Source organism: Sandarakinorhabdus limnophila DSM 17366 (genome assembly GCF_945882885.1).
GTDB classification, from domain to species: domain Bacteria; phylum Pseudomonadota; class Alphaproteobacteria; order Sphingomonadales; family Sphingomonadaceae; genus Sandarakinorhabdus; species Sandarakinorhabdus limnophila_A.
Map to the genome: position 1 here is coordinate 16,092 of NZ_CAMCWT010000009.1, position 19,368 is coordinate 35,459.

Here is a 19,368-nt window from a genome sequence, read left to right on the forward strand (position 1 = left end):
GATCCATCGGGAGAGGGACCATTCGCGCTTTCATCTTTCCGGGCCAGGGCAGCCAATCGGTGGGCATGGGCAAGGGCCTTGCCGATGCCAGCCCCCACGCCCGCGCCGTGTTCGAAGAAGTTGACGAAGCGCTGGGCGAGCGCCTGTCGCGGCTGATGTGGGAAGGGCCGGAAGAGGAACTGACCCTCACCGCCAACGCCCAGCCGGCGATCATGGCGGTGGGCATTGCCTGCCTTCGCGTGCTGGAAAACGAAGCCGGGGTGCGATTGGCCGACAAGGCAGCGTTCGTGGCCGGGCACAGCCTTGGCGAATATACCGCCCTGTGCGCCGCCGGCAGCCTGGGCCTGGCCGATACCGCCCGCCTGTTGCGGCTGCGCGGCACGGCGATGCAGGCCGCGGTGCCGCCGGGCGTGGGTGCCATGGCGGCGCTGCTGGGCCTCGATTTCGAAACGGTGACGGCCATTGCCGCCGAAGCGGCCCAGGGTCAGGTGTGCGCGGCCGCCAATGACAACGCGACGGGCCAGGTGGTGGTATCCGGCCATGTTGAGGCCGTGGCCCGCGCCATGAGCCTCGCCAAGGCCAAGGGTGCGCGCCACTCGGTGCTGCTGCCGGTTTCGGCGCCGTTCCATTGCCCGCTGATGCGGCCGGCGGCTGATGCGATGGCTGAGGCGCTTGCCAAAGCGCCGCTGGCCGCGCCGACCGTGCCGCTGGTTGCCAACGTGACCGCTGCGCCAGTGAGCGACACGGATGAGATTCGCCGCCTGCTTGTGGAACAAGTGTGCGGCACCGTGCGCTGGCGGGAATCGGTGCTGGCCATGGCCGCACTGGGCGTGACCGGTTTCGTGGAAGTGGGCGGCAAGGTGCTCGGCCCGATGATTCGGCGCATCACCCCCGACGTTCCGACCATCACCGCCGCCGACATGTCTGGCGTTGAAGCCATCGCCGCTGCGATCGCCTGAAGGAGGATAAGCATGTTTGATCTCACCGGCATGACCGCCCTTGTCACTGGCGCCTCCGGCGGCATTGGCAGCGCGATTGCGAAGGCACTGGCCGCGCGCGGCGCCCGTGTTGCGCTGTCGGGTACCCGCGCCGAAGCGTTGGCGGCGGTGGCCGCCGAATGTGGTCCGGATGCGGTGATGCTGCCGTGCAATCTTTCCGACAGCGCCGCTGTTGATGCGCTGGTGCCGCAGGCGGTGGAGGCTCTGGGTGGCCAGCTCGATATCCTGGTCGCCAACGCAGGCATCACGCGGGACAATCTGGCGATGCGCATGAAGGATGATGAGTGGGCGGACGTGATCCGCATCAATCTCGAAGCGACCTTCCGCCTCTATCGCGCCGCCGCCAAGCCGATGATGAAGCAGCGCTTTGGCCGCATGATCGCCATCACCAGCGTGGTGGGCGTGACGGGCAATCCGGGGCAGGTCAATTATGCGGCGTCCAAGGCCGGGCTGATCGGCATGTCAAAGGCGCTGGCGCAGGAACTGGCTTCCCGCAATATCACCGTGAACTGCGTCGCGCCGGGGTTCATCCTTTCGGCGATGACGGATGCATTGCCCGACGCGCAGAAGGATGCGCTGACGGGGCGGATTCCGGCGGGGCGGCTGGGCGAAGGCGCGGATATTGCGGCGGGGGTGGTGTATCTGGCGTCGAAGGAAGCCAGCTATGTCACTGGCCACACGCTGCACATCAATGGCGGGATGGCGATGCCTTGATGGGCGCGGCCGGCGGCAGAGCCGCCGGGTTTGCCCACTTGGCTGCGCCATGCGCGCAGGCCGCGCTGCACTCTTGCCACAATTTCGCCATCACGCTACTGCCGCCGGGTAACTGTAAGCCAACCACCGGCGATGCTTCGCCGCGATAACAAGGAAAGAAAACGATGAGCGACGTTGCCGAGCGCGTGAAGAAGATTGTTGTCGAGCATCTGGGCGTCGAAGCCGACAAGGTGACCGAAGCCGCCAGCTTCATCGACGATCTGGGCGCCGACAGCCTCGACACCGTCGAGCTGGTGATGGCCTTCGAAGAAGAATTCGGCGTGGAAATCCCCGACGATGCCGCCGAAAAGATCCTCACCGTGGCCGATGCGATCAATTTCATCGGTGCTAACGGCAAGTGATTGCCTGAGGGCTGCGGTTGCCGCGGCCCTCAGGCCAACAAGACAGGGCTGGCCGGCTGAGCCGGCGATAATAGGGAACCGCCCATCGCTTGAACACAAGCGGCGGGCCGTTTCGTGCCAAATGGGCCTCAGTTTTCTGTAAGGAACGGTCCAAACCCAAGCGCCGGCAGGGCAGGCCGGTCGCGCAGAAGAATGGATTGCCGATGCGCCGTGTCGTCATCACTGGTCTGGGCCTGGTCACCCCGTTGGGTGCGAATGTCGAAACCGTCTGGGCCAACATCCTGGCCTCCCAATCGGGTGCTGGCCCGATCACGCGGTTTGACGCATCCGATCAGCTATGCCGCATCGCCTGCGAAGTGAAGGCCGGCGACGGCACCGGGCTCACCTTTGATGCCAACAAGCGTGTTGATTACAAGGTGCAGCGCCAGGTCGATCCGTTCATCGTCTATGGCATCGATGCGGCCGGTCAGGCCATCGAAGACGCCGGCCTGACCGACATGACCGAGGAAGAACGCTTCCGTGCTGGCTGCTCCATTGGCAGCGGCATCGGCGGCCTGCCGGGCATCGCCAGCGAATCAATCGTGCTGCACGAAAAGGGCCCGCGCCGCGTGTCGCCGCATTTCGTGCATGGTCGGTTGATCAATCTCATCTCGGGCCAGGTTTCGATCAAATATGGCCTGATGGGCCCCAACCACGCGGTTGTCACCGCCTGCTCCACCGGCGCCCATGCCATTGGCGATGCCGCCCGCATGATCGCGCTGGATGATGCCGATGTGATGCTGGCCGGCGGTTCGGAAAGTGCGCTGTGCCCGCTGGGCATCGCCGGTTTCGCGCAGGCCCGCGCGCTTTCGACCAATTTCAACGACGATCCCACCCGCGCCAGCCGCCCCTATGATAAGGATCGCGATGGTTTCGTGATGGGCGAAGGCGCCGGCGTGGTGGTGCTGGAAGAATATGAGCGGGCCAAGGCGCGCGGTGCCAAGATTTATGGCGAAGTGGTCGGTTATGGCCTGACCGGCGATGCCTATCACGTGACGGCGCCGCATCCGGAAGGTTCGGGCGCGTTCCGTTCCATGCAGATGGCGCTGCGCAAGGCCGGGCTGAACCCGGAAGACATCGACTATATCAACGCCCACGGCACCTCCACCCCGATGGGGGACGAGCTGGAGCTGGGCGCGGTGAAGCGGCTGTTCGGCAGCGCCATCGATAATGTTTCGATGTCGTCCACTAAGTCGGCCATTGGCCACCTGCTTGGCGGGGCTGGCGCAGTGGAAGCGATCTTCTGCCTGCTCGCCCTGCGTGACCAGGTGGCGCCGCCGACGCTGAACCTCGACAACCCGTCGGACGCCTGCATCGGGGTTGATCTGGTGCCGCATGTCGCCAAGCAGCGCCGCATCCGCGCCGTGCTCAACAATTCGTTCGGCTTTGGCGGTACCAACGCGACACTGGTGATGCGCGGCGTCTGACGCCATGCGTCGCGCTGTCCTGGCTTTTGTCGCCCTGGCTGTCCTGCTGGGCGTGCCAATGGCGTTGTCGCCGTGGTTCGGTTGGGGAAGCAAGCCGGGACCGGCGCAATCCTTCGAGGTAAAGCGCGGTGCCAGCCTGGCGGGCGTGGCACGCGATCTGGAAGAGGCCGGTCTCGTCTCGTCTGCCGGTGAGTTCCGCCTGCTCGCCCGTGTGCTGGGCAGCGATGCGCCGGTGCAGGCCGGTCGCTATCGGTTGCAGCCCGGTGCGGCATGGGGCGACATGCTCGCCGCGCTGCAGAAGGGCGAGGTGGAGCGCTTCACCGTCACCATTCCCGAAGGCTGGCCGGCGGTGCTGGTGGCAGAGCGGCTGAATGCGGTGCCGGGCCTGAACGGCAAGGCCGCGGTGCCGGCGGAAGGCAGCATATTGCCCGACACGTACGAATATCAACCCGGCGAGGACCGCGCCGTGGTATTGAAGCGCATGCAGACGGCAATGACCAAGACCTTGGCTGATCTGTGGCCCAAGCGCACAGCGCGCGCCGTGGTGAAGAGCCCGGCCGAAGCCATCGTGCTGGCCAGCATCGTCGAGAAGGAAACCGGCAAGGCCAGTGAGCGCCGAACGATTGCGGGGGTTTACAGCAATCGGTTGGCGGTAGGCATGAAGCTGGATGCCGATCCGACCGTGATTTACCCGATCACCGCCGGCAAGCCGCTTGGCCGCCGCATCCGCCAATCGGAACTGCGCCGCGATACCGGCTACAACACCTATCTGAAGCCCGGCCTGCCCAAGGGGCCGATCGCCAATCCGGGGCGGGATTCGATCATGGCCGTGCTCGATCCGGCAGAAACCGATGCGCTCTATTTCGTTGCCGATGGCAGCGGCGGCCATGTTTTTGGCAAGACGTTGGCCGAACACAACGCCAATGTGGCGCGCTGGTTTGCCCTGCGCCGCCAGCGCGGTGAGATGTGAGCCCCCTATCCTTCCCCAGCAACGCGCGCCGGGCGGCCCCGAAGCGCCGCAAGGCCGGGCCGCTGATGTGGCTGGCGCGCATCGCGGCGTTGCCGGTGCTGGCGTGGACGCTGGGGTTGATCTGGTTCAGCCTCACCCTGCCGGGGCCGGCGCCGCTGGCCGTCAAAAGCGATGGCGTGGTGGTGTTGACCGGCGGGGCCGGGCGCTTCCGGCGCGGGCTGGCGGTGGTGGAAGCCGGCGCGGCGCGGCGGATGCTGGTATCGGGTGTGGGCGAGAAGACCAGCCGCCGCCAACTCGCTGCGGCCTTCGGGGTGGCAACGCGCCGCTTGCGCTCGACCGATCTGGGCTATGAAGCGGTGGACACGCGATCCAATGCCGAGGAAACCGCGCGCTGGGTGGCAAAGCACCAGTATAAATCGATCCGCTTGGTGACCAGCGCCGGCCACATGCGCCGCGCCCGGCTGGAGTTGTCGCGCGTGCTGCCGGCCGATGTGAAGGTGCTGTCAGACGCGGTGCCGTCGGAACCCAAGGCGCCGGGGCTGGCGTTCGAATATTCGAAGTGGCTGCTGCGTCGGGGTGCGCTGCTGGCGGGGGCGGCGTGATGCGGCATAACCCGCTGGCAACTCTGCTGGCTCTGGTTCGCACCATCATCTTCCAGATCATGTTCATGGGCGGATCGTTGATTTTGGTGCCGCTGGCGCTGCTGCTGGGGCTGCTGGGTTCGGGGGCCAGCCTTTATATCGGTCCGAAGCTGTGGGCGGGCTGGTTTCGCTTGTGCAGTCGGGCCATCACCGGCATCCGGATCGAGATCGACGGCGAAATTCCGCTGGGCCCGCAGTTATTTGCGCTGAAACATGAAAGTGCGCTGGAAGCCATTCTCACCCTGCGGTGGTTCGAACGACCGGCGGTGGTGATGAAGCAGGAACTGCGCAAGATCCCGATCTGGGGCCTGGCGTCGGCCCGGCATGGTTCCATCTTTGTCGATCGATCTGGTTCGGCCGGGATGTTGCGCGAGATGATGCGGCAGGCGCAGGCGGCCGTGGCCAAGGGGCGGCCGGTGGTGATCTTCCCGGAAGGCACGCGGGTGCAGGTGGGCGAAACCCCACCGCTCGCCGCTGGCTTTGCCGGGCTCTACAAGATGCTGAAATTGCCGGTGGTGCCGATCGCGCTCGACAGTGGCAGCGTGTGGCCGAAAAGCTTCATCAAATATCCCGGCACCGTGCACATGAAGGTGGCAGCGCCGATCCCGCCCGGCCTGCCGCGTGACGAGGTTGAGCGCAAGGTGCACAGCGCGATCAATGCGCTGCAAGCAGAGGGTCGATCATGAAACGCCGCTGGCCGCTATTGTTGAGCCTATTGCCGCTGCTGGTAGGATTGGCGGCCTATGGCTATTTCTGGCGCGGCTGGGCGGCGGATTTCGAAACCACGCTGGCCGGCTGGTTTCCCGGCCGGCAAGTGCAGGTGACGGGTTTTCCCTATCGCATGGAAGCCGAACTGGCCGGGGTGACACTGGCGCACGATGGGGGAACCAGCGTGGCGATGGCGGTGGACAAGCTGCGGCTCAACCGCGGGCCATGGCGGCCGGAATTGACCGTGCTCCAGGCTCAGGGCGTGGCGCTGACGGCGGGTGCGGCCGGCCTGCAGGCCCAAGTGGCGGCGGCAACGGCGACGGCCAGCCTGAAGATTGCGCCGGATGCGGCCGGCTTGAACCGGCTGGCCCGCCTGTCGATCGTGCTGCCCGGTGCGCGCGGCAATAGCGGCCTTGGCCCCGATTTCCGCGCCGACAGCCTTGAACTGCACATTCGCGAGGTGTTTCCTGCCCAGCTTGCCCGTCCGCGCCTGGCCCAGCATGGCCAGTTGGTGATCGGTGCCACTGGCTTTGCGCTGGGGCAGGGCGCGCCGATCAGCCTGGCCGCCGACTTGACGGCGCGCGCCGCCGGCCGCATGGACGATTATCGCCGCTGGGCCTCAGGCGCCGGCAGCCTTGATCTGGTGATGACCGGCAGCGACGCCACGGGCGAAATCTTCAAGCTGGATGCGACTATCGTGCCGCTGGGAATAGGAGCTCGGCTGGCGGGCGCCATCACAACGGTCTGCCCGATGGCCGTGCAGGCGGCGCTGAATGGCACCGTGGCCCCGGCTGAACAGCGGTTGCGCAGCGCGGTGCGGTTGGCGCTGGAAACGTTGTTGCCGGCGGGCGGGGCGGTGGCCTTGTCGGGCATCACGGCCGATCTCGCCACGCGGGCGCGGCGCGGCCAGGTGCCGGCCTGCCCCAGATTGCGCTGATCTTTTGCGGTGAACAGCAAAACGGCCACCCGCCAGGCTGGCGGATGGCCGTGCTGTTGAGTCAGTCGCTGATTACTTGGCAATGCCGATGGCGATTTCGCTCACCCAACCCTTGGTGCCCAATTCGTCGGCCACTTCCCAGAAGCCGCCTTCCTTGTTGCCGGCGGGATAGAGCATGGCGCCGCCGTCGAGCGGCTTGATCACCTTGGCATTCAGCGCCGGGCCGGCAAACATGCGGCCCGGGTTCTTAATCACCACGGCGCGTTCGGCCTGCGGGCCGCCGGCAGTTGCTTCCAGGCCGCCCAGATCGCTGACCAGTTTGGTGAAGGCATCGAGATAGGCCAGCGCAATGACCTGGCCGATTTCGGAATCGGCATAGCCGCTGGCACCGCCGGCCCCCAGGAAACCGCCGGCAAAAATGCCGCCGCCGGCGCCAAAGCCCACATCCGTCTTGGTGGCCTGGCCTTCGGTGACGAATTCTTCCGACGACTTGTTGTTGACGACTTCCAGCGTGACGTTGGCCGAGCGCTTTTTCACGTCAAGCCCGCCGAGCAGGGCGCCGCCAACGCCCGGCACGAACGCACCGAGCAGGCCGCCGATCTTGAAACCGCCCTTGTTGCGGTTGGCGGTGACAATGTTGGGAATCAGGGTTAAATCGGCTTCCACCATCTGGCCTTTGCCGATGGTGCCGCCGCCGCGGGTTTCACCACCGGCGGTGAGGGCGCGTTCCTGCTGCATGGCGGCCATGCCGCGCTGCGAACGGTTAACCAGACGGAAGCAGCCGGATTTCTGGGCATAGACGCGCAGCAAGGCTTCGGGTGAACCAAGGCCAAGGCCTTCCCACCAGCGGGTTTCGGGATCGCTGATCCCCAAGGTGCCCAGCGCCTTGGTGCACCGGGGCAGTTCGGCGGTCTTGGCGGCGCGGGCCTTTTCAATGCCACCCTTGCGGCCGGCATTGATCTGCGCAGCGGCTGGAACGGCAGTGAATGCCACGGCGGCGGCGGACATCGCGGCCACAGTCTGAATGAAACGCTTCGTCATGAGATCCCCCGAAATCAGGCTCTGGTTGCGCAGCGGCCGTTTTCGGCCTGCCGCGCGGTTACGCGACCCCAATATTGTGGAAGAAGTTATCTAATAGTTGCAATGCGAAATACGAATCTCAAGAATCGGTAAACTTCACGACCTACGCGCCGCCCGGTTTACCGGCCAAAATCGGGCTTATCGGTGTCCTGGCCTTCGTCGATTACCTGGCGGCGGATGGCGCGGGTGCGGGTGAACAGATTTTCCAGCGTGTCGCCTTCGCCCCAACGGATGGCGCGCTGCAGCGCCACCAGATCTTCGGTGAAGCGCCCCAGCAGTTCCAGCACCGCCTCGCGGTTGTTGAGGAACACGTCGCGCCACATCACCGGATCAGACGCGGCGATGCGGGTGAAATCGCGGAAACCACCGGCGGAATATTTGATCACCTCGGCCTTGGTCACCTGTTCCAGATCGCTGGCGGTGCCAACGATCGAATAAGCGATCAGGTGCGGCAGGTGGCTGGTGACGGCGAGCACGCGATCATGGTGCGGCGCATCCATCAGATCGACCTTGGCGCCCAGCCGCCGCCAGAATTCGGACAAGCGCTCCACCATCACTTCATCGGCGCGCGGCGGCGGCGTGATGATGCACCAGCGGCCTTTGAACAGGCTGGAAAAGCCGGCATCCGGCCCGGATTTTTCGGTGCCCGCAACAGGATGTGCGGGGATCACGTGCACGCCGGGCAGGGCGGCGCCCAACACCTTCAGCACGCTTTCTTTCACCGAACCGACGTCGCTCACCACCGTGTCGGGCGCCAGTTCCGGGCCGATTTCGGCAGCGACTTCGGCCATGGCGCCCACCGGCACGCACAGGATGACCAGATCAGCATCCACCACGGCCGCGCCAGCGCCATCAGCCACATCATCGGCGATGCCCAGTTCGGCCACGCGTTCCCGCACCGCCGCGCTGGCATCGCTCACCGTCAACTGCACCGTGGGCATGGCTTCGCGCACGGCGCGCGCGAGGCTTGAGCCGATCAGGCCCATGCCGATGATGGCGACGCGCGCGAACGGCAGCATCAGGCCGCGCCTTCCACATAGTCGCGCAGGGCGGCGGCGACGGTGCGGGTTTCGGTTTCGGTGCCGATGGAGATGCGCAAGGCGCGAGGCATGTTCTGGACGGCGAGATAGCGGCAGATGATGCCGTGATCGAGCAGATACTGGTTGCAATCAGCCGCCGTGACCGGGCCATCCTCGGGAAATTCGACCAGGATGAAATTGCAGGCCGACGGGATGGCGCGCAGGCCAGCATTACCGAGCGCCGCAATCTCGCCTTCCAGCCACGCGCGCAGCCGGATCGTCTCGCGGCGCACCATATCGAGGTGGGCATCGTCTGCCAGCGACGCGACGGCGGCGGCCTGGCCGGTGGTCGTCACGTTGAACGGCCCGCGCACGCGATCAAGCGCGGCGATGATCGGCAGCGGCGCCACCGCCCAACCAATGCGCTGCGCGGCAAGGCCGTGGATCTTGGAGAAGGTGCGGGTGACGATCAGGTTTGGCAGGCTCTGCGCCAACGCCAGACCGTCTTCATAGTCGCCTTCGACGAATTCGGCATAGGCACAGTCAAGCACCAGCACGACGTCGCTGGGCACGCCCGCGATCAGTCGGCGGATGTCGGCGGCAGGCAGCAATGTGCCTGTCGGGTTGTTGGGATTGGCGATGTAGATGACACAGGTGGCCGGCGTGACGGCGGCCAATATGGCATCGATATCGCCGGTATAATCCACATCCGGCACCACCACTGGCGTCGCGCCGACGCGGCGGGTGGCGCCTTCGTAAACGGCGAACCCGTGGCGCACGTGGATGATCTCGTCACCCGGGCCGGCGAAGGCGGATGCGATCATGTGCAATATTTCATCGCTGCCGGTGCCGCAGATGATGTGGGCCGGGTTCACGCCATATTTGTCGCCCAGCGCCTCACGCAAGCTCGTGGAGGCTGGATCGGGATAGCGATGCCCCTCGGCAATCACCGCCTGCATTGCCGCGACGGCCATGGGCGATGGCCCCCACGGATTCTCGTTCGAGGACAATTTGGCCACCACGGGCGCGCCGGCGCTTGATTTGCCGGGCACATAGGCGTGCATGGCTTCGATCCAGGGCTTCATCTGGGGTGCGGCGTTGGTCATGGTGCGCCGTTAGCGAAATTCGCTGGCACAGTCACCCCTTCGCCATTATTCCCGCGCCGCAATGGATGAACGTTTTGGCCTTGATCGCCGCGTGATGCTGCCCGGGGATTTCCCGCTGGCGGGCGGCGGTGTGCTGCCTGAACTCACCATTGCCTATGAAACCTATGGCAAGCTGAACGCAAACGGCACCAATGCGATCCTGATCTGCCACGCGCTCACGCTCGATCAGTATGTCGCCAGCGCCCACCCGCGCACCGGCAAGCCGGGGTGGTGGACGCGGCTGATCGGACCGGGAAGACCGGTCGATCCGGAAAACTGGTTCGTGATCTGCGCCAATGTGCTGGGTGGCTGCATGGGCTCCACCGGGCCGACCAGCGTCGATCCGCGCTCTGGCCAACCGTTCGCAATGAATTTCCCGGTGATCACCATCGCCGACATGGTGGAAGCGCAGGCACGCCTGCTTGATCATCTTAGCGTTGACACGCTGGCGGCCGTCATTGGCGGATCGATGGGCGGCATGCAGGCGCTGACCTGGGCGGTGAACCATCCGGCGCGGGTGAAGAAGGTGGTGGCAATTGCCACCGCGGCCCGCCACAGCGCGCAGAATATCGCGTTTCACGAAGTTGGCCGGCAGGCGATCATGGCTGATCCGATGTGGGCGGGCGGAGCATATGTTGCCGACAAGCCGCCGGCAGCCGGCCTGGCCGTGGCGCGCATGGCGGCGCACATCACCTATCTGTCCGAAGAAGGGCTGACCGAGAAATTCGGCCGGCGCCTGCAGGACCGTGATGCGGTGAGCTTCGGGTTCGATGCGGATTTCCAGGTCGAATCCTATTTGCGCCACCAGGGCCTGAGCTTTGTCGAGCGATTCGACGCCAATTCGTACCTCTACATCACGCGGGCGATGGATTATTTCGACCTCGCCCAGCCGCACGACGGCAATCTGGCGCGGGCCTTTGCCGGGGTGCAGAGCCGGTTCTGCCTGGTCTCCTTCACTTCCGACTGGCTGTATCCCACCACCGAAAGCCGCCGCATCGTGCGGGCGCTGAACGCGGCCGGGGCCCCGGTGTCGTTTGTGGAGCTGGAAAGCCCGTTCGGCCATGATGCCTTTCTGCTCGACGCGCCGGAAATGAACCGGGTCGTGGGCGGGTTCCTCACCGCATGACGGGCCAAAAATGACTCCAGTCTCGCTGCGCCCGGATCTAGCTGCCGTGGCCGCCGCCGTGCCGGCCGGCGCGCGTGTCCTCGATATCGGTTGCGGCGATGGCCAGCTGCTGGCCTGGCTGCGCGACACCAAGGGCGTGGAAGGCCGTGGCATCGAACTGGATGCGAGCGATGTGGCCGCTGCCGTGGGCCGTGGCCTTGCCGTCGTTCAGGGGGACGCCGATACCGATCTGGCCGATTATCCCGATGCCGCGTTCGATGTGGTGATCCTTTCGAACACGTTGCAGGCGATGCAGCGGCCGGCGGATGTGCTGGCGCAGTTGGTGCGCATCGGGCGCAGCGCCATCGTGTCCTTCCCCAATTTCGGCCATTGGCGGGTGCGGCTGGGCCTGGCGCTGTCTGGCCGCATGCCTGTCACCCGCAGCCTGCCGGTGAGCTGGCACGAAACGCCCAATATCCATTTCTGCACCATCGCCGATTTCGAAGCGCTGGCCGTTGAGATGGGGCTGACGGTGGAGCGCCGCGCGGGCCTGCACTCAGGTCGGCAGGTGGCGGCCTGGCCCAATCTGCTGGCGGATACCGGAGTGTTCGTCCTGCGCCGATAGGCTATCGTGAGGCGGTGGGCGACGATCTTGATCCCGAACTGATCCGCTTCCTGCGGGAAGAGCTGGGGCATGATGTGCCCACAGGCCGAGAATGGACGTTCACCGGGCCGTTGTGGATCTGGAAGGGCAAGTCGGCGGACGGGAAGCCGTCCCCGATGAGCTGGCATTTCCTCACCTTCACCGGCGATGTGGCGGCTGGCATCCGGGCGGCGGCACCCGGGCGCTCGGCGGCGTGGGGATCGGTGTATGTGAAGGTGACACTGGGCGGCACCAGTTGGGCGACGTCGGTATTCCCGTCGAAAGATATGGGCGGCTATCTGCTGCCGGTGAAGGCCGCGGTGCGGAAGAAGGAAGGCGTGGGCGAAGGCGACGTGGTGACCGTAGAGCTGTCGCTCTAGATCGCCATCTGCGTTTGCGTCGTCACGCTGGCCAGCTTGCCTTCGGCGCTCTCCACCCGCGTCACCCACACGCTGGTCCGCCGGCCTACGTGCAGCGGGGTTGCGGTGGCGACCAATGTGCTGCCCACTGGAATTGCCCCCATCATGTTGGTCTTCGACTCGATGGTGGTGGTGCTTTTTGCGCCTTCGGGCAGCACCTGGAACGCGCCAACCGCGCCGGTGAAATCGGCCAGCGCCATCAGGAAACCACCGTGGGCGGTGCCGCCGCTGGCGCAATATTCGGGCTTGATCAGGGCGTGGACGACAACGCGATCCCGGCCCAACTCCTTGATGGTCAGATCAAGATGGGCGGCAAACGGCACCATCTGCACAACCGCGGCGAGAGCAGCTTCGTCCATCAGTTGACCAGCCGGGGCACCATCGCCGGATCGGCCGCGCCGACCAGCACCGGCTTCTGCCAATCGGTCTTGGCCACCAGCACGACGTGGTGGCGTTCGGGCAGGCTCTCCACTCGCCAGTCCAGCACTTCGAACATGGCTTCATCCAGCCGCAGTTGCAGCGGTTCGCGCAGCCAGCCGATATCCTTGATATGCCACGGCCGCCGCGCCCGCACGATCAGCACGGCGAGACCAGCCGGCGAAAGCACGCGCCACAATTCGCGCAGCATCAGCCGTGGCTGGATCAACGGGGCCGACAGCAGCACCTTGTCGAACAGCGCTTCGTGGAAGGGCAGGTGATGCGGATCGGCGCGCACGGTGCCGGGGCGCAGTTCCTCGTCACTCGCTGCCACGCAGGCGACATGTTCCCAGCCTTCCAGCGCCAGCCCGATCCGTTCCGGCGGCTGGCCCAGCACCAGCAGTCGCCCGTTGGGATGTTCGGGGCGATGGCCCGCAAACAGCCGCTCGATGGGGGTGGCTTCGCGGATCAACATGGGGCTCAGCGTTCGACGGCGAGCGCGATCCCCATGCCACCGCCGATGCAAAGCGTGGCGAGGCCCTTCTTGGCATCACGGCGGCCCATTTCGTGCAGCAGCGTCACCAGCACGCGGGCGCCCGACGCGCCGATCGGGTGGCCGATGGCGATGGCACCGCCGTTGACGTTGAGCTTGGTGGGATCGAGGCCCAATTCCTGGCCCACGGCCAGCGCCTGGGCCGCGAACGCCTCGTTGGCTTCGACCAGATCGAGGTCAGCCACGCTCCACCCGGCCTTGGCCAGAGCATTGCGGCTGGCGGGCACCGGGCCGATGCCCATCACGGCGGGATCGACGCCCACGCTGGCAAAACCGGCGATGCGGGCCAAAATGGGTGCGCCGCGGCGAACGGCTTCTTCTGCGCTCATCAGCACCAGCACGGCGGCGCCGTCGTTGAGCCCGCTGGCGTTGGCGGCCGTGACGGTGCCGTCTTTCTTGAAGGCGCCACGCAGGCCCGACACGCTGTCCAGCGTCACGCCATCGCGGATATATTCATCGGTATCCACCACCACGTCGCCCTTGCGGCCCTTGATGGTGACCGGCGCGATCTCGGCGGCAAAGCGACCGGCAGCGCGGGCGGCACTGGCCTTGTTCTGGCTGGCGACGGCGAAACCATCCTGCGCAGCGCGGCTGATCTGATACATTTCCGCGACGTTTTCGGCGGTGATTCCCATGTGATAGCCGTTGAAGGCATCCCACAGGCCATCCTTGATCATGGTATCAACCAGTTCCATGTGACCCATCTTCTGACCCGAGCGCAGGGCCTGGGCATGGGTGGAAAGGCTCATCGATTCCTGGCCGCCGGCAACCACGATGCCGGCATCACCATTGGCAATCGCCTGGGCGGCCATCGCCACGGCGCGCAGGCCGGAACCGCAAACCTGGTTGACCCCATAAGCCGGCGCTTCCAGCGTGATGCCGGCGGCCATGGCGGCCTGTCGCGCCGGGTTTTGGCCCTGCGCTGCTGTCAGCACCTGGCCCAGAATCACTTCGCTCACTTCGCCGGGGGCCACGCCGGCATCGGCCAGCGCCGCTTCAATCGCCGCCTTGCCGAGCAGATGCGCCGGGGTGCTGCCGAAACTGCCCATGAAGCTGCCCACGGCAGTGCGGCGGGCGGCGGTGATGACGATGTTGGTCATGGAGATCCCCTGGATGTGAGAGTCGTTTGATGTAGATTAGGCCGGTTTGCTGCGCTGCACCATCACGCGCCGCCTAGGAAATCCGCTAGCGGTTCCCACGACAAACCGCGCGCGCGGTGGCCGACGACCATGCCGACATGGCCGGCATCGAGCTGCAGTGCCGTGCCGATGCCCAGCGCGGACACAGCCGCTTGCGGTGGGACGATGCGATCAGCGCCGGCGATGACATCTAGGATGGGGGCGGCGATGGCGGTGGCGTCCACGCCGTCCCACCGGCCGCTGGCGTACAGCGCGGCCAGATCCTGCACGGCGGCCAAGCTGAGTGGCGCGCCGCCGTTGGCCCAATCTTCCAGTCGCACGAAATCAGCCAGATCATCGGCATTGGCCGTGGCGAGTCGCACATATTTGGCCACCAATCCGGCGGGATCGAGCGACCAGAAGGCCGGTTGCAGCAGATCGATCGGCAATTGCCCCATGGTCTGCGCCAGCGGCTGCGCGCTGGCCCACCACTCCGCCAGCCCGGCGCGTTGGCCGCCGCCATAACCGGCGAAGTGCCACGGCGTCGCGATCAGTGCCAGGCGGGTGACCGGTATTTGCGCCGCAACTGCCAGCGCCAGTGTGCCGCCCAGGCAATAGCCTAAAATGGCAACGGGTTGGCCAAGTTTCTCCACAAGCGGTGCGAGGCGTTCGTTGGCCAGCGACGCAAGGCCAAGCGGTTCCGGCGAGTCGCCCCAATCGATGATCAGTGGGTTGAGGCCGGCCGATTCAAGGTGCGCCATCAGGCTGCGGCCGGGCAAATCGAGCACATGCGCCGGGTTGATCAGCGACGGCACGATGACGACCGGGCGCGGGCCGGGCGTGCCCCGCAGGGAAACTTCGCCGATGCGGGCGATCTCCGGGCGCTTGGGCGGCGGGGCCGGGCGCGGGGCCTGCTGGTAGCGGGCAAGGCCGGCCAGCGCCGTGGCGAGTCGCGCCGGATCATCGGCGCAGGCCGCCTGCAGCGTGGCGAGGAAGATGGGGAGCGGGTGAGGGCCGGGGGAGCGGGTCATGGGGTGGGGATGCGGCATTGCACCGCAACATGCCATTTGCTAGGCCAATATGGATAATTCATTTCGGGAGCTCTCATGGCCAATGCCTCTTCCTCCCCCGGCGCCAAGGCCGGCACATCCAGCCAGGCGCCTGTGATTATCAAGAAATACGCCAACCGGCGCCTCTACAACACCGAAACCTCAAGTTACATCACGCTTGATCATCTGGCGGAAATGACGCGCCATGGCCGTGATTTCCAGGTGTTCGATGCCCGCAGCGGAGATGAGATCACCCGATCCGTCCTCACCCAGATCGTGATGGAAGGCGAAGCCGGGGGGCAGACCATGCTGCCCACGTCGTTCCTGCGCCAGATCATCGCGCTCTATGGCGATTCGATGCAATCGATGGTTCCGCATTATCTCGAAGCCTCGATGGCGGCCTTTGCCGAGAATCAGGCGATGTTCCGCAGTGCCGCGCTGAAGCCGTTTGAACAACTGGCGCGGCAGAATCTGGCGATGTTCCAGGCCGCAACCGAAATGATGACCGGCGGCCTGCTGCGCGAAGCGGGCGGCAAGCCGGCGGAGAAATCCGGCGAGAAGCCGGCGCCCGCGGCCGATGAAGTGGCCCAGTTGAAGGAAGAACTGGCCGCCATCCAGTCCCGCATCGATGGGCTGAAGGGCTGAGTCAGTCCCCATGGGCGGATGCCCTGCAATCGCAGTAAACGAAAGTTTCGTGACAGTCTTTTTGGGCCCGTTTCACCGCTTGCCGCTGAGCCTTCACAGGTTTATGGGGCGCCGAGGGAGAGGTCTTGCCGGAGGGGTCTGGCGGGGCGGAGGTTCGGGACTGGCTGTTGTCCCGTGAAGGGCGGCAGGCCGGCACCGATTATGGGGTGTTGGTATGAAGAGCGAATCATATGGTGCGTTTTCCGGGGCGAGTACCAACGATGATGGGGTGCTGATCGTGCCAGCCGACGGTGATGATCTGCCGCCAGACTATCGTCCAACCGCAGGCGAGGAGTTCATGAACCCGCGCCAGCTGGCGTATTTCCGCAAGAAGTTGCTGATCTGGAAAGACGAGATTCTGAAAGAATCGGAAGCGACGCTGGAAGCCCTGAAGGCCGAACCACTGCGCGAACCCGATCTGACCGATCGTGCCGCCAGCGAAACCGATTGGGGCATCGAACTGCGCACCCGCGATCGCCAGCGCAAGCTGATTTCCAAGATCGATGCCGCGCTGCGCCGCATCGAAACCGGCGATTATGGCTGGTGCGAAATGACCGGGGAGCCGATCAGCTTGCAGCGGCTGGAAGCCCGCCCGATTGCCACCATGACGATCGATGCCCAGGAACGGCACGAACGTGATGAGAAGGTGAGCCGCGACGAGTAAGAAAAAAGGCCGCGGCCCCGGTGCAAGATCCGGGGCGCGGCCGATGTTATGCCATCATTGCCCAGTCTTCAGTGGCTGGTGCCGATCTCATCCTTGAGCTTGAGTTTTTCCCGCTTCAACCGGCGCAAGGTCGTCGGATCGGGCAGGGGCCGCTTCAATTCGGCGGTTAGGCTGGCATCCAGCCTGGCATGACGGGCAATCAACTGTTCCCGGTGGGCAGTGGCCATTGGCACATTCCCTTTTTGCATCCCCTGCCAGCAATGTCTGGCAGCGGGATGACAGAGTGCATCACGTTCCCGCTGCCCTGTCCATGACCCCTGTGGCGATTCACCGCCGGTTTGGCATGATTTCGCGGCAAGGCGCGCCTGCCCCTTGCCGGCCGACATGAAGAGCGGTTAACGCAGGGAGACAGCGGCGCTGTTGCAGGCGCGGCCGTGGAGGAGCGTTCAGGGTGGATGAAGTCGAGATCCGCGACCGGATCGAGATGCTGAAGCAGGATCATCGCGACCTTGATGCCGCGATCGAGGCCCTGCGCCTTTTGCCCATGCCCGATATGATCCAGTTGCAGCGCTTCAAGAAAAAGAAACTGTTGCTGAAGGACGAAATCACCATGCTCGAGGATCTGTTGATCCCCGACATCATTGCCTGACGGAGGAATCCGGTGCGCCGGCTGCTGATCCTGCTCTGCCTGGCAGCAGCACCGCTGCGTGCGCAGGAGGTGTCCGCCAGTGACGAGCCTTGCCGTTCAGCCGCCGAAGCCCACCGGCCTGGCCGCACCCAGCTTGTCCGCTGCGACAGAGCCATCCGCCAGCCCGGTCTGCCGGCGCCGCAGCGCCTCGCCATGCTGATGAACCGCGGCATCGCCCTGCTGCGGGCCGGCAAGCTGGACAAGGCGGAGGCTGATTTCGATCTGGCCATCCGCTCTGCGCCGGGCCTTGCTGAAGCTTGGATCAACAAGGGCGTTGTGCTGGCCCGCCAGCCCGGCCGCGAAGCCGAAGCGGTGGCATTGATCAGCCACGGCATCGAGATCGGCCCGAAGGAGCCGGCCCGGGCCTATTTCGCCCGGGCGCAGGCGCTGGAAGTGGCCGGCCGGCTGAAGGAAGCGATGGACGATTACGCTGCCGCCGCCAGGGCCGATCCGGACTGGCCGGCGCCCGCCGAGGAACTGAAACGGTTCCGCGTCGAGCGCCGGAAGGTGCTGAGGGGCTGATTATTCCGCAGCGAGGCGGGTTTCGTCCGTTACCGGCAGCGCATCCACGGCAGCAGAGATTTCCACCCTGCGTGGCTTCTTGTGCTCCGGAATCTCGCGCACCAGCTCGATATTGAGCAGGCCATTCTCGAAGCCGGCGCCGGTCACCTTAATGGTGTCGGCCAGCTGGAAACGGCGTTCAAAGGCGCGCTTGGCGATGCCGCGGTGCAGGAACAGGCGTTCCTTTACATCGGCTTCCGGCACGGCCTGGCCGGTGACGATCAGCATGTTTTCCTGCACCGTGATGTCCAGTTCATGGCGGCCGAAACCGGCCACCGCCATCTGGATGCGATAGGCGCCGTCGCCCAGCTTTTCGATATTGTACGGGGGGTAGGCGTCGCCGGGTTCGACGCGCCCGGCCAGTTCCACCAATCGGTTGAGATTCTCGAATCCGATGGACGAACGCAGCAAGGGAGAGATATCAAATCCACGCATGGCAAAATCCTCTTCAAGCAAAGATGCCGTTGATCCCGCCCACCATGGGCCGGGAGGCGCCGACGCCCCATCTGGCAGCGTCGGCAATGTCAATTTGGGCAGCGTTGGTGCGGTTTCAAGAGGGCGTATATCACGGCGCGTGGTGCCGCTGCGCGATCATCTTGATGCGCTGTATCGCGATACCATCGCCGTTTCTGAAGCCGCCCGTCGCTGGTTTGACGGGCCGGGCCGGCTGTGGCGCGAGGAATTGCCGCCGCAGCCGCGACTGGCCGCGTCGATGGAGGCGCTGGAAGTCTCCACCCGGCTGTTGGCGGTGATGAACTGGTTGCTGCGGCCTGACCATTATGGCGAGGTGACGGTTTTGGGGCCGATCGATTGCCCCGAGCCGGCGCCGTTGCCCGCCGATCACCCCTTGCTGGCCACCGATGGCGGCCCGATTGCTTTGGCCAGCCGCAAGGTGCTAGCCCGCGCCCACCAGCTTGCCGCTTTGAATAGAGAAACGCCTTGAACCCCTTCCACCTTGCTATCCCGGTTGATGATCTTGCGGCTGCCCGCCAATTCTATGGGGCCGTGCTGGGCTGCCCCGAAGGCCGGTCTTCGGAAACCTGGATCGATTTCGATTTCCACGGCCACCAGTTGGTGGTGCACAAGGCGCCGAAATCGGCGATCCACCGCAACCCGGTTGATGGTGACAGCGTGCCCGTGCCGCATTTCGGCCTGGTGATGGATTGGGCCGGCTGGGAAGCGCTGGGCAACCGCATTCGCCACGCCGGCCTGGCCTTTGAAATGGAACCGCATGTGCGCTTTGCCGGCAAACCGGGTGAGCAGGGCACGTTCTTCCTGTTTGATCCGGCCGGCAACGCGCTGGAATTCAAGGCGATGCGTCACCCGGAAAATCTGTTCACCAAGTAGGCGTGAGGTGGTCGCCGTGGCAGGGCACGTCGCCACACCCG

26 protein-coding genes are annotated in these 19,368 nt (G+C 65.4%); 17 read left to right on the forward strand and 9 right to left on the reverse strand.

Annotated features, from left to right (window positions below; all coding sequences use genetic code 11):
* The first annotated feature begins 20 nt into the window (after positions 1 to 20).
* From fabD to Q7O19_RS03300, 8 genes are all read left to right on the forward strand, one after another.
* On the forward strand, positions 21 to 959 hold the full coding sequence (fabD, locus tag Q7O19_RS03265; RefSeq protein ID WP_303808681.1) for an ACP S-malonyltransferase: 939 nt from the start codon (positions 21 to 23) through the stop codon (positions 957 to 959).
* Positions 960 to 971: 12 nt separating this feature from the next.
* Positions 972 to 1,712, forward strand: a complete 741-nt coding sequence (fabG, locus tag Q7O19_RS03270; protein ID WP_303808633.1) for a 3-oxoacyl-[acyl-carrier-protein] reductase — start codon at positions 972 to 974, stop codon at positions 1,710 to 1,712.
* Positions 1,713 to 1,876: 164 nt separating this feature from the next.
* Positions 1,877 to 2,113: an acyl carrier protein gene (locus tag Q7O19_RS03275; protein WP_017668290.1), complete on the forward strand. Its 237-nt coding sequence runs from the start codon at positions 1,877 to 1,879 to the stop codon at positions 2,111 to 2,113.
* Positions 2,114 to 2,316: 203 nt separating this feature from the next.
* Positions 2,317 to 3,579, forward strand: coding sequence for a beta-ketoacyl-ACP synthase II (fabF, locus tag Q7O19_RS03280; protein ID WP_303808634.1), 1,263 nt, complete (start codon positions 2,317 to 2,319; stop codon positions 3,577 to 3,579).
* Positions 3,580 to 3,583: 4 nt separating this feature from the next.
* A complete protein-coding gene (gene mltG, locus Q7O19_RS03285) occupies positions 3,584 to 4,549 on the forward strand; it encodes an endolytic transglycosylase MltG (protein WP_303808635.1) in 966 nt (321 codons plus the stop codon).
* A complete protein-coding gene (locus tag Q7O19_RS03290) occupies positions 4,546 to 5,151 on the forward strand; it encodes a YdcF family protein (RefSeq protein WP_303808636.1) in 606 nt (201 codons plus the stop codon). The genes mltG and Q7O19_RS03290 overlap by 4 nt, the downstream gene beginning before the upstream one ends.
* Complete coding sequence (locus tag Q7O19_RS03295) at positions 5,151 to 5,876, forward strand: 1-acyl-sn-glycerol-3-phosphate acyltransferase (RefSeq protein ID WP_303808683.1); 726 nt, start codon at positions 5,151 to 5,153, stop codon at positions 5,874 to 5,876. The genes Q7O19_RS03290 and Q7O19_RS03295 overlap by 1 nt, the downstream gene beginning before the upstream one ends.
* Positions 5,873 to 6,835: a hypothetical protein gene (locus Q7O19_RS03300; protein WP_303808637.1), complete on the forward strand. Its 963-nt coding sequence runs from the start codon at positions 5,873 to 5,875 to the stop codon at positions 6,833 to 6,835. Before Q7O19_RS03295 ends, Q7O19_RS03300 begins: the two co-directional genes overlap by 4 nt.
* Positions 6,836 to 6,907: 72 nt before the next feature.
* On the opposite strand, the gene Q7O19_RS03305 is transcribed toward Q7O19_RS03300, so the two are convergent.
* The 3 genes from Q7O19_RS03305 to hisC all read right to left on the reverse strand — a co-directional run bounded on the left by Q7O19_RS03305 (position 6,908) and on the right by hisC (position 10,040).
* Complete coding sequence (locus tag Q7O19_RS03305; protein WP_303808638.1) at positions 6,908 to 7,876, reverse strand: CsgG/HfaB family protein; 969 nt, start codon at positions 7,874 to 7,876, stop codon at positions 6,908 to 6,910.
* 158 nt (positions 7,877 to 8,034) lie between these two features.
* Complete coding sequence (locus tag Q7O19_RS03310; RefSeq protein WP_022681013.1) at positions 8,035 to 8,934, reverse strand: prephenate/arogenate dehydrogenase family protein; 900 nt, start codon at positions 8,932 to 8,934, stop codon at positions 8,035 to 8,037.
* Positions 8,934 to 10,040 (reverse strand): histidinol-phosphate transaminase, encoded by a 1,107-nt coding sequence (hisC, locus tag Q7O19_RS03315; RefSeq protein WP_303808639.1) that lies wholly within the window; start codon positions 10,038 to 10,040, stop codon positions 8,934 to 8,936. The genes Q7O19_RS03310 and hisC overlap by 1 nt, the downstream gene beginning before the upstream one ends.
* A 61-nt stretch (positions 10,041 to 10,101) precedes the next feature.
* On the opposite strand from hisC, the gene Q7O19_RS03320 reads away from it, so the two are divergent.
* From Q7O19_RS03320 to Q7O19_RS03330, 3 genes are read left to right on the forward strand one after another with little or no spacing between them, the layout of a single operon-like run.
* The gene (locus tag Q7O19_RS03320; RefSeq protein ID WP_303808640.1) at positions 10,102 to 11,205 is read left to right on the forward strand and encodes a homoserine O-acetyltransferase; all 1,104 of its coding nucleotides are present in this window, start codon (positions 10,102 to 10,104) and stop codon (positions 11,203 to 11,205) included.
* Between the two features lie 10 nt (positions 11,206 to 11,215).
* Positions 11,216 to 11,809, forward strand: coding sequence for a methionine biosynthesis protein MetW (gene metW, locus Q7O19_RS03325; protein ID WP_303808641.1), 594 nt, complete (start codon positions 11,216 to 11,218; stop codon positions 11,807 to 11,809).
* A 14-nt stretch (positions 11,810 to 11,823) separates the two neighbouring features.
* Positions 11,824 to 12,207 (forward strand): DUF1905 domain-containing protein, encoded by a 384-nt coding sequence (locus tag Q7O19_RS03330; protein ID WP_303808642.1) that lies wholly within the window; start codon positions 11,824 to 11,826, stop codon positions 12,205 to 12,207.
* Here the strand turns inward: Q7O19_RS03330 and Q7O19_RS03335 are convergent.
* The 4 genes from Q7O19_RS03335 to Q7O19_RS03350 form a co-directional block, all read right to left on the reverse strand.
* Entirely contained in the window at positions 12,204 to 12,605 is a 402-nt protein-coding gene (locus Q7O19_RS03335) for a PaaI family thioesterase (protein WP_303808643.1), read from the reverse strand. The genes Q7O19_RS03330 and Q7O19_RS03335 overlap by 4 nt on opposite strands.
* The gene (locus Q7O19_RS03340; protein WP_303808644.1) at positions 12,605 to 13,138 is read right to left on the reverse strand and encodes a class I SAM-dependent methyltransferase; all 534 of its coding nucleotides are present in this window, start codon (positions 13,136 to 13,138) and stop codon (positions 12,605 to 12,607) included. The genes Q7O19_RS03335 and Q7O19_RS03340 overlap by 1 nt, the downstream gene beginning before the upstream one ends.
* Before the next feature lie 5 nt (positions 13,139 to 13,143).
* The gene (locus Q7O19_RS03345; protein WP_303793521.1) at positions 13,144 to 14,316 is read right to left on the reverse strand and encodes an acetyl-CoA C-acetyltransferase; all 1,173 of its coding nucleotides are present in this window, start codon (positions 14,314 to 14,316) and stop codon (positions 13,144 to 13,146) included.
* 62 nt (positions 14,317 to 14,378) lie between these two features.
* The gene (locus tag Q7O19_RS03350) at positions 14,379 to 15,365 is read right to left on the reverse strand and encodes an alpha/beta fold hydrolase (protein ID WP_303808645.1); all 987 of its coding nucleotides are present in this window, start codon (positions 15,363 to 15,365) and stop codon (positions 14,379 to 14,381) included.
* 75 nt (positions 15,366 to 15,440) lie between these two features.
* Here Q7O19_RS03350 and phaR point away from each other — a divergent pair, with 75 nt between their 5' ends.
* A complete protein-coding gene (gene phaR / locus Q7O19_RS03355; RefSeq protein WP_273462291.1) occupies positions 15,441 to 16,028 on the forward strand; it encodes a polyhydroxyalkanoate synthesis repressor PhaR in 588 nt (195 codons plus the stop codon).
* Positions 16,029 to 16,242: 214 nt separating this feature from the next.
* Positions 16,243 to 16,731 (forward strand): RNA polymerase-binding protein DksA, encoded by a 489-nt coding sequence (dksA, locus tag Q7O19_RS03360; protein WP_303808646.1) that lies wholly within the window; start codon positions 16,243 to 16,245, stop codon positions 16,729 to 16,731.
* Positions 16,732 to 16,799: 68 nt separating this feature from the next.
* Here dksA and Q7O19_RS03365 read toward each other — a convergent pair whose 3' ends face one another.
* Positions 16,800 to 16,958 carry a YdcH family protein gene (locus tag Q7O19_RS03365; protein WP_303808647.1) on the reverse strand — a complete coding sequence of 53 codons (159 nt, stop codon included), beginning with the start codon at positions 16,956 to 16,958 and terminating at the stop codon, positions 16,800 to 16,802.
* A 224-nt stretch (positions 16,959 to 17,182) separates the two neighbouring features.
* Here Q7O19_RS03365 and Q7O19_RS03370 point away from each other — a divergent pair, with 224 nt between their 5' ends.
* Together Q7O19_RS03370 and Q7O19_RS03375 are read left to right on the forward strand one after the other, a co-directional pair.
* Positions 17,183 to 17,380, forward strand: a complete 198-nt coding sequence (locus Q7O19_RS03370; RefSeq protein WP_303808648.1) for a YdcH family protein — start codon at positions 17,183 to 17,185, stop codon at positions 17,378 to 17,380.
* Positions 17,381 to 17,392: 12 nt separating this feature from the next.
* Positions 17,393 to 17,941 carry a tetratricopeptide repeat protein gene (locus tag Q7O19_RS03375; RefSeq protein ID WP_303808649.1) on the forward strand — a complete coding sequence of 183 codons (549 nt, stop codon included), beginning with the start codon at positions 17,393 to 17,395 and terminating at the stop codon, positions 17,939 to 17,941.
* Here the strand turns inward: Q7O19_RS03375 and Q7O19_RS03380 are convergent, their stop codons facing one another.
* Positions 17,942 to 18,415, reverse strand: a complete 474-nt coding sequence (locus tag Q7O19_RS03380; protein ID WP_303808650.1) for an Hsp20 family protein — start codon at positions 18,413 to 18,415, stop codon at positions 17,942 to 17,944.
* 139 nt (positions 18,416 to 18,554) lie between these two features.
* Between Q7O19_RS03380 and Q7O19_RS03385 the strand changes: the two genes are divergently transcribed.
* Positions 18,555 to 18,923 (forward strand): DUF1465 family protein, encoded by a 369-nt coding sequence (locus Q7O19_RS03385; RefSeq protein ID WP_303808651.1) that lies wholly within the window; start codon positions 18,555 to 18,557, stop codon positions 18,921 to 18,923.
* Positions 18,920 to 19,327 carry a VOC family protein gene (locus Q7O19_RS03390; RefSeq protein ID WP_303808652.1) on the forward strand — a complete coding sequence of 136 codons (408 nt, stop codon included), beginning with the start codon at positions 18,920 to 18,922 and terminating at the stop codon, positions 19,325 to 19,327. The genes Q7O19_RS03385 and Q7O19_RS03390 overlap by 4 nt, the downstream gene beginning before the upstream one ends.
* Positions 19,328 to 19,368: the final 41 nt, after the last annotated feature.